Source organism: Xenorhabdus sp. SGI246 (assembly GCF_040838225.1).
Taxonomy (GTDB): domain Bacteria; phylum Pseudomonadota; class Gammaproteobacteria; order Enterobacterales; family Enterobacteriaceae; genus Xenorhabdus; species Xenorhabdus indica.
The window spans coordinates 1-13,640 of sequence record NZ_JBFPEZ010000030.1; the positions used below are offsets into that span (position 1 = coordinate 1).

The following is a 13,640-nucleotide window of genomic DNA, read 5'->3' on the forward strand; positions in this document are numbered from 1 at the left end:
ATTTGAACACCGAATTAATATTATAGAACGTTGTCTGATAAAAACATCGGGTTTAAATTTGCACAATATTTAAATGATAAAATGATTTTTTAGCGCAAAACTGGCTGCAATTTATTATTGAACCAGTTGCTATTTGTGACGATTTCTTTTAAGGCGGTTGAAGAATATTGGATTCAATAAATTACATGATGTCCGTAATTAGTCAGGATTCGTTGCACGCGCTCCATGGTCTCATGAGAAGGGGGTTTTACCTCTTTCAGTTTGTATTTTTCCCCCATGGCAATCCATTTATGCTTTCCAAGCTCATGATAAGGCAATAATTCAATTTTCTCGATGTTCTTCATATCCCTGGTGAATTCTCCCAACATGTGGACAGATTTATCATCATCTGACCATCCGGGTACAACAACATAGCGGATCCATGTTTTTTGATTACGTTTTGCCAGATAATGGGCAAATTCGAGCGTTCGGTGATTGGAAACACCGACCAGCTCTCGGTGAATATCATCGTCAAGTTGTTTTAGATCCAGCATCACTAAATCGGTATCATCCAGCAGCTCATCAATTACTGGTTCATAGCGGCGAACAAAGCCATTGGTATCTAAACAAGTGTGAATACCTTCTGCATGGCAAGCTCTGAACCAATCACGGACAAACTCAGCTTGAAGGATTGCTTCTCCACCTGATGCTGTGACTCCGCCGCCTGAGGCATTCATAAAATGACGATAAGTTGTTACTTCCTTGATAAGTTCTTCGACAGTTACCGTTTTGCCGCAGTGCGTATCCCATGTATCACGATTATGGCAATAAAGACAACGCATCAGGCAGCCTTGGAAAAACGCGATAAAACGGATACCAGGGCCATCAATGGTTCCGCAGGATTCAAAAGAGTGGATACGACCAAGTACGGACATGAAAGGGTTTCTCCAAAAACTGATTGGATGCTGAGAGAGTAAAGGCCCCCGATTGTACAGGGGCCTTGAAGTGCATGCCATTTTGTTCAATGAGAAAATTATGGCATTTTTGAAGTAACACGATGCGACTAATACAAATAAATATTTACATTGTTTGCGTAAATGTGCGCGTAATTACATCCTGTTGCTGCTCTTTAGTCAGAGAATTGAAGCGTACCGCATAACCAGATACACGGATTGTTAACTGAGGATATTTTTCAGGATTTTCCATTGCATCCATTAACATTTCACGATTCATTACGTTAACGTTTAGATGTTGACCACCTTCAATATCGGTTTCATGATGGAAGTAGCCATCCAACAGAGCAGCCAGATTCGTTTTGCGTGCTTCGTCATTTTTACCCAGAGCATTAGGTACGATGGAGAAGGTATAAGAGATACCATCCTTCGCGTAAGCAAAGGGTAGTTTAGCAACTGAGGTCAGTGAAGCCACTGCGCCTTTTTGGTCACGACCGTGCATCGGGTTAGCGCCCGGTCCAAATGGAGCACCTGCGCAACGGCCATCAGGTGTGTTACCAGTTTTTTTACCATAAACAACGTTAGAGGTAATGGTTAGTACAGACTGAGTTGGTACTGCGTTACGATAAGTCTGCAATTTCTGAATTTTCTTCATGAAACGTTCAACCAAATCGCAGGCAATATCATCAACACGAGTATCATTATTACCAAACTGGGGATATTCGCCTTCGATTTTGAAATCAATCGCCAGGCCATTTTCATCACGGATTGGTGATACTTTTGCATATTTGATCGCGGACAGAGAGTCTGCCGCCACAGACAAACCTGCGATACCACATGCCATAGTACGATGAACATCCCGATCATGCAGTGCCATTAAGGCAGCTTCATAGCTGTATTTATCATGCATGTAGTGGATGATATTCAGCGCTGTAACATACTGTTTTGCCAGCCAGTCCATAAAGTGATCCATGCGTTCAATGACTTTGTCGTAATCCAAAACGTCATCTTTCATAGGGGCTTCTTTCGGGCCAACTTGCATTTTCAGTTTTTCATCTACACCACCATTGATCGCATACAACATGGTTTTCGCCAGATTTGCACGGGCACCAAAGAACTGCATTTGTTTACCAACAACCATTGGGCTGACGCAACATGCAATGGCGTAATCATCACTGTTGAAATCGGGACGCATCAGATCATCATTTTCATACTGTAAGGATGAAGTATCGATAGACACTTTTGCTGCGTATTTTTTAAAGTTGGCTGGTAATTTTTCAGACCACAAAATGGTCATATTGGGCTCCGGAGATGACCCCATTGTGTACAGCGTATTCAGGAAACGGTAACTGTTTTTGGTAACAAGGGTACGGCCATCCAGACCCATGCCAGCTATTGATTCAGTAGCCCAAATCGGGTCACCGGAGAACAACTCATCGTATTCTGGAGTACGCAGGAAACGAACCATACGCAGTTTCATCACCAGATGGTCGATCAGCTCTTGCGCTTCTTGTTCAGTCAATTTGTCCGCTTGCAGGTCACGCTCAATGTAGATATCCAGAAAGCTGGATACACGGCCGAAAGACATTGCAGCACCATTTTGAGATTTTACAGCAGCCAGATAGGCAAAATAAGTCCACTGTACAGCTTCCCTGGCTGTGGTCGCAGGGCCGGAAATATCGTAGCCATATTTAGCAGCCATTTCTTTAATTTGACCAAGAGCATGGTGTTGTTCTGAAATCTCTTCCCGCAGGCGAATAGTTGCTTCCAGATCTTCGCCATTTTCCAATTTTTCCTGCAATGAGGTGAATTGTGCATACTTTTCATCACGCAGGAAATCAATACCGTATAGTGCAACACGACGATAATCACCAATAATACGACCGCGCCCATAAGCGTCAGGTAAACCAGTTAGTACACCGGATTTACGGCATTTCAGAATATCAGGTGTATAAACATCGAATACCCCCTGATTGTGGGTTTTACGATATTCAGTAAAAATTTGTTTCAGTTTCGGATCCAGCTCTCGGTTGTATGCTTTGCAAGAGCCTTCAACCATTTTAATCCCACCAAATGGAATAATGGCACGTTTCAGTGGCGCTTCAGTTTGCAGACCAACGATTTGTTCCAGATCTTTTTCAATATAACCAGCATCATGAGAGGTAATTGTAGACGCAACGTGAGTATCAAAATCAACCGGAGCATGAGTGCGGTTTTCGATTTTGATACCTTCCATGACCATTTCCCACAAAATATCTGTCGCTTTTGTGGCGCCTGCAAGAAATGATTCATCACCTTCATATGGCGTGTAGTTTTTCTGAATAAAGTCACGAACATTGACTTCATTCTGCCAGCTACCTTTGTTAAAGCCTTGCCATGCTACAAAGAATTTTTCATTTAACTCGGACATGATACTTTTACCTTTTAACCGTAGAACTTGGAAATTTGGTGTGGAAGCAAATTAATGTCAGCGGCTACCACGTAAATAAATGAACCAATAAGTCAACCCAACCAATATTGAACCACCAATGATGTTACCAATCGTAACTGGTAGCAGGTTATCAGTAATAAAATTTGAGACTGTCAGTTGGGGAAATTGCTCCGGTGTTGTTCCTATTTTTTCCCAGAATTCAGCGGGGGCGAATTCTTTAATAACAATTCCAAAAGGGATCAGAAACATGTTAGCAATGCTGTGTTCAAAGCCGCTTGCGACGAACATGCTAATGGGCAGAATTAATGCAAATAATTTATCAATAAGACTGCGGCCTGCATAACTCATCCAGACAGCAAGGCATACCATCAGATTAGCTAAAATGCCTAAGCATAGTGCCTCAATAAAGGTATGATGCATTTTATGATCGGCTACCTGTAATACGTTCAGGCCCCAGAAACCACTGGCGGCGGTATGTTGGCCTGAATGCCACATTAAAGTGACAAAAAATAAAGCGCCAATCAGATTACCGATATAAACGTTAATCCAGTTTTTGAGCATTTGTGACCAGGTAATACGGCCTGTTGCTTTTGAAACAATAGTTAATACTGTGGAAGTGAAGAGATCGACACCAAATATTATTATTAACATTAAACCCAGGGAGAAACAGATGCCACCGATCAATTTAGCTAAACCATAAGGAATAGAAAAAGTTCCTGTTGTAGCCGTAATATAAAAGACGAAAGCGATGGAAATAAATACACCAGCCATGATTGCTGATAAATAAGTTACTGCGAGATGTTTATTGACTTTATATACACCGTTATCATCAGCAATTTGTGCCATTACAGCAGGTGAATATAAATTAAAAGGGTTGTCAGTTTTCATACTAACACTCACTTTATTCTTAGTTAATTATAGCACGTGATGATAGTAACAAACGGGCATTGACCTAAATTTGATATGGATCATGTTAAATAGAAATTCTGGTGAATTATAGCTGTTAAAATAGCCTTTATTGGGGTTAATTTGTTAATTTTTATATATTAAATATTTTTTAAAAATTATAAAAATATTTAATATTGAAGGGTTTTGAGAAAAATACAGAAAAAGTGAAATAACAGGTTAAATTGTCATTTATTTGTTATTTGAAAATAAATGTAATTTAACCTGAGTTTTAATTTTGGCCAAAAATAACTTTAATTTAACAGGTTGTTTATTCCTGCTTATTTATCCAAAAATCCCGTTTGGCTTTTTGTAATTTTTCATAAGCATTCAATAATGCCTGATGGGCTGGTAATGCTTTTAATTCTGCATCGACAGACCATAATCCGTAGAAACAGTTTTTACCATCAATGGCTGAAGATGCAGCATCTACCGCTTTCTGACCGTACATTTTGACAAAGGCCTGATGATATTGGTCTGGATCACGATCTTCGTCTTGGGTAAGCAATAATAGGGTATGCAGGCAGCGATAATAATTTGCCCTTTCTGCTGTAAAGACAGAAGAATTGAAATCTTGTGTCCATTCAACCCATATCAGAGCCTGCTCCAGATCATTACCTGCCAGTGCCAACATGGATTTCAGCTCACCAATACGCAAGTTGCTCCAGCCGTTATCTTTTCCTGCTGCAATTCCTAATAATTCACGAACACGGGTAAAATCATCCAGCCCTTCTTCATCTATTTGTTCGAGGAAGGCAAGGTATTCTTCCGGTTGCCACTGGCTATCCGGCAAGGACAGAATCGTGTCACGCAAGTGAGTTCCCATCGTATTATTGGCAATGTACAGATCTTCAACCGGGTAAATATCTGACATACCCGGCACTAGAATGCGGCAGGCATAAACACTGAGATGTTCATAATCAGCAATATAAACTTCTGCATCAAGCGAATTGAAAATGCCCATTAAGGTTGCGAATTCTTCTTCTGTTGTACCGCTAAAATCCCAGTCGGCAAATTCATAATCAGCATCTTGTTTGAACAAATCCCAACTAATTGCACCGCTTGAATCAATAAAGTGAGTTTCCAGATTTGTGTGTTCAGAAACTTCTTCATCATCGAAACTTGGTGGTGTAAAGACATCAAGATCTTTCAGACTGCGGCCTTGTAAAAGTTCTGTTACGGTACGTTCTAACGCAACACCGAAATCAGGGTGAGCACCAAAAGAGGCAAAGCATGTGCCGTTATTGGGGTTGAACAATACAACGCAGATCACCGGGAATTGACCGCCCAGAGAAGCATCATAGCAATAGAGTGGGAAACCTTCTTCCTGCAATTTATTGACTGATGCAACAATACCGGGGTAGCGAGCCATCACAACTTGTGGAATTTCAGGCAAACTAATGCATTCTGCAATAATGCGGTTTTTCACATAACGTTCGAATACTTCGGATAGCCCCTGAACACGAGCTTCATTTACGGTATTACCTGCCGACATACCGTTTGAAACATACAGATTCCCAACGATATTCATTGGAATATAGACGGTTTTGTTATCGGACTGACGCGTGAATGGTAATGCGCAGATCCCACGTTCTTCATTACTGGATTGCAAATCAATCAACTGGCTGCCACAAAGTTCGTTGGCAGGATTGTAAAAACGGTGTAAATGTTCGTCCAGGATACCTTCTGGCAAGGAATCATCTTCCGGCAGCGGGAACCACTTTTCGTTTGGATAATGAACAAATTCGCTTTTGGCAATCGTATTTCCAAGATAGAAATCAGCGAAAAAATAATTTGTTGATAGACGCTCAAAGTATTCACCTAATGCAGAGGCTAATGCTGCTTTTTTACTGGCTCCCTTGCCGTTAGTAAAACACAATGGACAATCGCGATCGCGGATATGCACTGACCAGACATTCGGAACAGGATTTAGCCATGAGGCTTCTTCAATATTAAAGCCGAGAGAGTTCAGTTTATGTTGGAATTTATTAATTGAATCTTCCAGTGCGGCATCTTTGCCTGGGATATAGGTTTGCGTCATCGTTTATTCACTTCGGTTTCTATTAAGAATTGCATATCATACGGCGTTTTTTTTGTCTCCTCTATTTAATTCCAAAAATTATTGTTAATTAGAGTTTATTTATTTCTCTTATACATACTAAAATAGTTTTTTTTACAAGAGGTTGAATAATGAAAAAGATCAAAAAAACAGCAATGGCCAGTTTTTTGGCTTTAGTCAGTGGTTCTGCGTTTGCTTTGCCAAATATTACTGTGTTGGCAACGGGTGGCACAATCGCTGGGGGTGGTGAATCTGCAACTCAGTCTAGTTATACTGCGGGTAAAGTCGGTATTGATTCATTGCTGAATGCTGTTCCTGCTATCAAAAATATTGCTGATCTGAAAGGGGAGCAGGTTGTTAGCATTGGTTCACAGGACATGAACGATCAAGTTTGGCTGACTCTGGCGAAAAAAATCAATGCTGATTGTGATAAAACTGATGGTTTTGTAATCACTCACGGTACTGACACTATGGAAGAAACCGCTTACTTCCTTGATCTGACTACTCAGTGCCGTAAACCAATTGTAATGGTTGGTGCAATGCGTCCATCCACAGCTCTGGGTGCTGACGGTCCATTGAACCTCTATAATGCAGTAGCTGTAGCAGCAGATAAAAATTCCGCAAACCGTGGTGTCTTGTTAGCTATGAATGACTCTGTTATTCATGGTCGTGACATCAGTAAATTGAGCACCACTGAAGTTCAGGCATTCCAGGCAGTAAATGCGGGGTCACAGGGTTTTATTCATAACGGTAAAGTCAACTACTATTCTGTTGCACCAGTAAGAGCTGATAAAGCTGTTTTTGATGTCAGCAAATTAAACGAATTGCCAAAAGTAGGTATCGTTTATAACTACTCGAATGCTTCTGATCTGCCAGCAAAAGCATTTGTGGAAAATGGTTATAAAGGAATTATCAGTGCGGGCGTAGGTAACGGTAATATCTATAAATCCATTTTGGACACACTGGCTCAAGCAGCTAAAGATGGCGTTGTCGTTGTTCGCTCTAGCCGTATTCCTTTCGGTTACACTACTCAGAATGCTGAAGTTAATGACAGCAAATATGGTTTTGTTGCATCAGAACGTTTGAACCCGCAGAAAGCACGTGTTCTTCTGCAACTGGCTCTGACTGAAACGTCTGATCCAGTAAAAATTCAGGAAATGTTTTCTAAATATTAATTCCTGATCCAGGCAGAAAGACGTTTAAAAACGTCTTTCTGTATTGTATAAAATATAAACTCTACGCTATGACAAAAAACCTGTTTTTTTCCAGTAATTAAGATAACGTTTTAGAAGATCACTATCCATTGGTGTATATATAACGGATGTCTCTAGTGCTGATTCTGTATTTTTTGCATCATATGCCGGCATATTTTCGTACACCTCCCATCGTGTAAGCTCACCATAAACTTTTTCAGATAACATGGGCAGTAATGGTAGCAGAGGGCTGTCTATCAGCTTTTGATCTGTTTCTAATTTTTTTAGCCACTCAGAATAATGCATGCCTTTGAGATGATAACCACACTGATTAAGTAATTCAAAAAATGGTTCTAAATCGACAGATTGCTTATTATCAGGTGAAACCAAGTGATAAGCTTTTCCCAGGTTGCGATTATTGCGAGAGATATCAAGTAGGAGTTGGCTGACATAATTAACTGGAACGAATTCTTTTCGTTGATTAGCGAGTAGTGGATAAGCCTTGATCATTATACAGCCTTTGACCAATCTGGAGATAAAATCGTTGGGATTACTTGCTCCAGTCAAACTATCTCCCACGATAAAACCAGGGCGATAGACCGCAAGAGGTATTCCTCTGTCTCTGGCCTGCCATATTATCTGTTCAACAACCCACTGACTTTGTGTATATCCTGAATCATATTTTAAGCCAGGCAAGTAGGATGTTATATCGTCATCTTCATATATTCTGGGTACAGTAGAGAAAAGCCCGACGGGACCAAAAACAGCAATAGTGGACATATAGTGTAGAGGTTTTATTTTCTTACTGACAGCAAAGCGTAATACATTTAGTGTTCCCAAAATATTGCTAGAGTAATGTATAGAATAAGGCTGAGAATAATTTACATGCGCGGCTAAATGAAAAATAACATCACATTCTGTAGATAGATTTTCATAAATTTGTTGGCTCAGGGCAAATTGAGGTTTTGCAATATCACTGGCAATAACTTGCAATCGTGAGAGAAATTCTTCTTTCCATAGACCATATTGATTCAGGTTTTCCTTAACTTTCAGCAGGGCAGCCTCATTATTATGTGCACGTACCAGGCAAGTGACTTTATTAATTTCAGTTTGTAACAAAAGGTCACGTAGGAGAAATGCGCCTAGGAATCCCGTTGCACCGGTTAATAATACTCGCCCTGAGTTTGAATCCAGCCATGGTTGAAGTGGTTGAGATAACGGCTGGATATCGGAAGGAAGTTGGCTATCTTTAAGCATAACAGCACATATATCAGTAGGCTCGTTCTTGTTTTGTTGTAGACTTGTTGCTAGTTTTCTTGGCGTGGGTGAATCATATAAGAGCTGAACAGGTAAACGTCTCTGCATCTTATTCCCGATATCAATAATAAGTCTGGCAGCTTGTATTGAATTACCTCCTGACTGAAAAAAATCGCTATCTAACGTAATATCGTAATTATCTAAGACTTGACTCCAAATATTTAAAACGATCAATTCCTCTTCGCTCATTTTAGTATTTAGTTGAGACAGAAATTGTTGTTTTTGATTCTTCGAATATTCTTCTAGCAAACGAGCTCTATCCATTTTACCATTTTGGGTAAGAGGAATATGTTCAACAACGATAAGCCGGGGAAGCATATAATTAGGTAAATAATGACTCACCCATTGAGTAAGTGTTTGTTTGGAGAAAGTCTCCGGTTCTTTAGGAACGATAAAGGCAATTGAGTAGGGTTCTGAATTCTCTTTTTTTACTACGCATACAGCTGCTGATTGTAGTAGTTGACTTTTCAGTAGTTGAGTTTCTACTTCTTCAATTTCGACACGGTGTCCGCGTATTTTTATCTGATTATCTATCCGTCCTGCATACATATAAACACCATCAGAACGTTGCCAGCCTAAATCACCGGTTTTATATATTCTTTTCAATTGGTTATTTTTCCCAATGTCAACCATCATGAAACGTTCAGCATTAATTTCTGGACGATTCCAATAACCACGGGCTAACCCCTCGCCTGCAAGATATATCTCACCTATTTGATTTGGCGCAACAGGTTGTTGCTGGTCATCCAAAATATAGATATCGGCATTAGCAATTGGCCTTCCTATTGGTACATTGTCTTCTGTTAATTCGTCTAACGTGGCTTCATAGTTTAGGGCCATGATGGTACTTTCAGTGGGACCATAGCAGTTTATGAAATGTTGGGGAGGGTTAAATTGTAAAACTTGGCGTAAAATATGTGAATTGAGTGTTTCACCACCTATGAGAAGGTAACGTAATTGACGAAATGCTTGAGGATATGTTTGAGCAGTTAAGTGGAATAAAGTGGCCGTCATAATCAGACAGCTCACAGAGAACTTTTCTAATGTGGTTTTAAATAAATAAGGATCAATAATTATTTTTCTTGGAATAATAACTATTGAAGCTCCATTTAATAAAGTTACCCAGATTTCGAATAGATAAACATCAAATGTAGTATTACAAACAGAGGCTATTATATCAGTAGCAGTTAAATTGATACCAGTAGGATTAACAACGAAGCGTAGAATACCGCGAGCTTCAATTTCAACTGCTTTAGGAGTTCCTGTCGTTCCAGAAGTGAATAAAATATGGGAGCGATGGTTTTTCCCTCTATGAATATTAGGAAGATCTTCAGTCTTTGAAACTTCCAGTATATCTTGATTAATAATAACGAAATCGGTTGGTAAGGTGCGATCTTGATATTGATGAGTTGTTAATGTCAGATTTATTTGTAAGTCTTGTAACATAAAGCATAACCTGTTATCAGGCACGGCAGGATCGAGAGGAACACAACTTCCACCTACCATTAGAATGGCAACTTGACTAATGATTTGTTCAATTCCTGGTTCCAATAAAATAGCGACGGGAGTTTCATATTTCACACCCAGATTATATAAGTGAAATGCTAATGATCGTGCTTGATAGATTAATTCTCGGTAACTGATTGTCCGTTCTTCTGTAATTATTGCATGGTGGTCAGGGTTTTCTGAGGTTTTTTGTATAAGAAGATTAATCAAATCACAGTCAGTAGGAGATATTGATTTACTTTCGAAATTATAGGGAGTGGTATTTATCATTGTATGAATCCTTGTTATTCCTTTCGCAAATAATTAAGAGCTTTTCTTTATTTATATATCAGGAGGTTTGTTATTTTCTTTACTGTATCAATAGTTGATAAATAATTTACGCTGAATGGCTTTGAAATGTATTACACATAATTTGATATTCATGTTTTTATTAAATGATATGAATCCAAATAATGAAAACTGAATTAATTATTAATCGGAGGTAATTAGTTTTTTATTGGGTGGATTAATATCTTACAAGCAGCATGGCCTAACCGCAAGTTAAAAGAATCTGGTAATAACCATTGCAGAGGCACAGCGGGAGTGATAAAACCAGTACGTCCGATTTTTATTGTATCCATAATGATAGGGTAGGTTAATGAGTCAGGTATATAATTTCAGTGCTGGCCCAGCTATGTTGCCAGCAGAAGTATTACGTCGTGCTGAACAAGAACTTTGCAACTGGCATGGACTGGGAACGTCGGTTATGGAGATCAGTCATCGCAGCAAAGAATTTATCTCTGTTGCGGTTGAAGCAGAAAAAGATTTCCGGGATTTATTATCGATACCTGATAATTATAAGGTGCTATTTTGCCATGGTGGTGCCCGAGGCCAGTTTTCAGCATTGCCATTGAATTTACTTGGCAATAAAACGTCAGCAGATTATATCGTTGGCGGTTATTGGGCTGAAAGTGCGGCTAAAGATGCAGAAAAATATTGTACACCTAATGTCATTAATATTCTAACTGAAACAGATGGCATTAAAAGTGTGAAGCCCATGAGTGAATGGGTTTTAAATCGGGATGCTGCTTATGTTCATTATTGCCCTAATGAAACTATTGATGGCATTGCCATTTTTGAAGAGCCGGATTTTGGCGATGATAAGATTGTAGTTGCCGATTATTCTTCAACCATTCTTTCTGCACCCATTGATGTGAGCCGTTATGGTGTCATTTATGCAGGTGCTCAGAAAAATATCGGGCCGGCAGGGATTACGGTCGTGATTATCCGTGGAGATTTGTTGGGTAAAGCGCATCAGCACACCCCTTCCATTCTGGACTATACCGTACAGGCTAAGTATGACTCTATGTATAACACGCCGCCAACATTTGCATGGTATCTCTCTGGTATGGTATTCAAGTGGTTGAAAGAACAAGGTGGTTTGCAGGAGATCAAAAAACGGAATTATGCAAAAGCTGAAAGCCTGTATCAGGCTATTGATAACAGTAACCTGTATATCAACCGTGTCGCACCGCAAAACCGCTCTATCATGAATGTGCCATTCCAGTTGGCAAATCCGGCTCTGGATGGCAAATTTCTGGAAGAAGCCTATTCACAAGGATTACATGCTTTGAAAGGGCATAAAGTCGCCGGGGGAGCCAGAGCTTCAATCTATAACGCGATGCCATATGAAGGTGTCCAGGCATTGGTCGAATTTATGGCAGATTTTGAGCGTCGCAACGCATAATCATTTTATTATCGGATCGGGAGGACTAAAACCTCCCGATATGAATCTATCTCATCAATTAAAAATACAGTATGTTACCAATCGGAGAGCCCGCCGTTTATGCAATCCCTGACGTTACAACCTATATCCTGCATTAATGGAACTATTAATTTACCCGGTTCCAAAAGTGTTTCCAACCGTGCATTATTACTTGCGGCCTTTGCCAAAGGGACGACTTATCTGACCAATTTATTAGATAGTGATGATATTTACCATATGCTTAATGCATTGACAGAATTGGGTATTTCCTATCGTTTGTCAGATGACAGAACTGCCTGTGAAGTGGATGGCATTGGCGGAATTATAACTGGTAAAAATGTGGAACTATTCTTGGGGAATGCAGGAACAGCGATGCGCCCACTGGCTGCTGCATTATGTTTGGGACATAACGATGTTATTCTGACGGGTGAACCACGAATGAAAGAACGTCCCATTGGTCATTTAGTGGATGCCTTACGTCAAGGCGGGGCTCAAGTAGATTATCTTGAACAAGAAAATTATCCTCCGTTGCGTATCAAAGGCGGTTTTCTTGGTGGAAAAATTGTTGTAGATGGCAGTGTTTCCAGTCAATTTCTGACCGCTTTATTGATGGCAGCACCTTTGGCGTTGAATGACACCGAAATTCATATTCAAGGAGATCTGGTTTCTAAACCTTATATCGATATTACACTGGCATTGATGAACAGTTTTGGTGTGGCAGTGGAAAACAAACAATATCAAGTTTTTCGTGTTAAGGGACAACAGCAATACCAGTCACCGGGGCATTATCTGGTTGAAGGTGATGCTTCATCTGCATCTTATTTTCTTGCCGCTGCTGCGATTAAAGGTGGCACAGTTCGCGTTACAGGTATTGGTAAAAATAGCTTGCAGGGTGATACGAAGTTCGCAAATGTGTTGGAGAAAATGGGTGCGACCATACGTTGGGGCAATGATTTTGTAGAATGCGAACGTGGCGCATTGATTGGCATCGATATGGATATGAATGCGATTCCTGATGCTGCTATGACTATCGCGACAACTGCACTATTCGCCAAAGGTGAAACCACTATTCGTAATATTTATAACTGGCGGGTAAAAGAAACTGATCGTCTTAATGCTATGGCGACTGAGCTACGTAAAGTTGGTGCTAAAGTAGAAGAAGGGCATGATTACATACGCATTGTTCCACCGGAAAAACTGAAGTTTGCTGAAATTGAAACCTATAATGATCACCGCGTTGCGATGTGTTTTTCATTGGTTGCTTTTTCGGATACCCCAGTGACTATTCTTGATCCTGGCTGTACAGCGAAAACATTCCCCGATTATTTCAAACAACTTAAATCCATCAGTTATACCCAATAGATTTCGAGCCGTATCGTGGTAGCTGAAATAAAGAGTATATATTCATGGCGAAATTCGTTGATTAATTATGATGTATTTATTCCACTCACCTTCCGAGTAGGTATAATAAGGCATATTTTTACTGATTGCTAATTGAGCAATTTTTTGCATT

General features: G+C 39.9%; 8 protein-coding genes. 3 read left to right on the forward strand and 5 right to left on the reverse strand.

Going from position 1 to position 13,640, the window contains the following annotated elements:
- Positions 1–173 precede the first annotated feature (173 nt).
- The 4 genes from pflA to ycaO all read right to left on the reverse strand — a co-directional run bounded on the left by pflA (position 174) and on the right by ycaO (position 6,349).
- Positions 174–914, reverse strand: a complete 741-nt coding sequence (gene pflA, locus ABLA85_RS07550; protein WP_367962787.1) for a pyruvate formate lyase 1-activating protein — start codon at positions 912–914, stop codon at positions 174–176.
- Positions 915–1,059: 145 nt separating this feature from the next.
- Positions 1,060–3,342 (reverse strand): formate C-acetyltransferase, encoded by a 2,283-nt coding sequence (gene pflB, locus ABLA85_RS07555; RefSeq protein ID WP_367962788.1) that lies wholly within the window; start codon positions 3,340–3,342, stop codon positions 1,060–1,062.
- Between the two features lie 57 nt (positions 3,343–3,399).
- Complete coding sequence (focA, locus tag ABLA85_RS07560; protein WP_367962790.1) at positions 3,400–4,251, reverse strand: formate transporter FocA; 852 nt, start codon at positions 4,249–4,251, stop codon at positions 3,400–3,402.
- Between the two features lie 328 nt (positions 4,252–4,579).
- Positions 4,580–6,349 carry a 30S ribosomal protein S12 methylthiotransferase accessory factor YcaO gene (ycaO, locus tag ABLA85_RS07565; RefSeq protein ID WP_367962792.1) on the reverse strand — a complete coding sequence of 590 codons (1,770 nt, stop codon included), beginning with the start codon at positions 6,347–6,349 and terminating at the stop codon, positions 4,580–4,582.
- Between the two features lie 149 nt (positions 6,350–6,498).
- Here ycaO and ansB point away from each other — a divergent pair, with 149 nt between their 5' ends.
- Positions 6,499–7,542: an L-asparaginase 2 gene (gene ansB, locus ABLA85_RS07570; RefSeq protein ID WP_367962793.1), complete on the forward strand. Its 1,044-nt coding sequence runs from the start codon at positions 6,499–6,501 to the stop codon at positions 7,540–7,542.
- 66 nt (positions 7,543–7,608) lie between these two features.
- Here ansB and ABLA85_RS07575 read toward each other — a convergent pair whose 3' ends face one another.
- Entirely contained in the window at positions 7,609–10,653 is a 3,045-nt protein-coding gene (locus tag ABLA85_RS07575; RefSeq protein ID WP_367962794.1) for an amino acid adenylation domain-containing protein, read from the reverse strand.
- Positions 10,654–11,020: 367 nt separating this feature from the next.
- Between ABLA85_RS07575 and serC the strand changes: the two genes are divergently transcribed.
- Together serC and aroA are read left to right on the forward strand one after the other, a co-directional pair.
- Positions 11,021–12,109 (forward strand): 3-phosphoserine/phosphohydroxythreonine transaminase, encoded by a 1,089-nt coding sequence (gene serC / locus ABLA85_RS07580; RefSeq protein ID WP_367962796.1) that lies wholly within the window; start codon positions 11,021–11,023, stop codon positions 12,107–12,109.
- A 99-nt stretch (positions 12,110–12,208) separates the two neighbouring features.
- Entirely contained in the window at positions 12,209–13,489 is a 1,281-nt protein-coding gene (aroA, locus tag ABLA85_RS07585; protein ID WP_367962797.1) for a 3-phosphoshikimate 1-carboxyvinyltransferase, read from the forward strand.
- Positions 13,490–13,640: the final 151 nt, after the last annotated feature.

Coding starts and splice junctions, on each gene's coding strand:
- aroA (WP_367962797.1), top strand. CDS start 12,209: ATGCAATCCCTGACGTTACAACCTATATCCTGCATTAATGGAACTATT.
- serC (WP_367962796.1), top strand. CDS start 11,021: ATGAGTCAGGTATATAATTTCAGTGCTGGCCCAGCTATGTTGCCAGCA.
- focA (WP_367962790.1), bottom strand. CDS start 4,251: ATGAAAACTGACAACCCTTTTAATTTATATTCACCTGCTGTAATGGCA.
- ycaO (WP_367962792.1), bottom strand. CDS start 6,349: ATGACGCAAACCTATATCCCAGGCAAAGATGCCGCACTGGAAGATTCA.
- pflA (WP_367962787.1), bottom strand. CDS start 914: ATGTCCGTACTTGGTCGTATCCACTCTTTTGAATCCTGCGGAACCATT.
- ansB (WP_367962793.1), top strand. CDS start 6,499: ATGAAAAAGATCAAAAAAACAGCAATGGCCAGTTTTTTGGCTTTAGTC.
- pflB (WP_367962788.1), bottom strand. CDS start 3,342: ATGTCCGAGTTAAATGAAAAATTCTTTGTAGCATGGCAAGGCTTTAAC.
- ABLA85_RS07575 (WP_367962794.1), bottom strand. CDS start 10,653: ATGATAAATACCACTCCCTATAATTTCGAAAGTAAATCAATATCTCCT.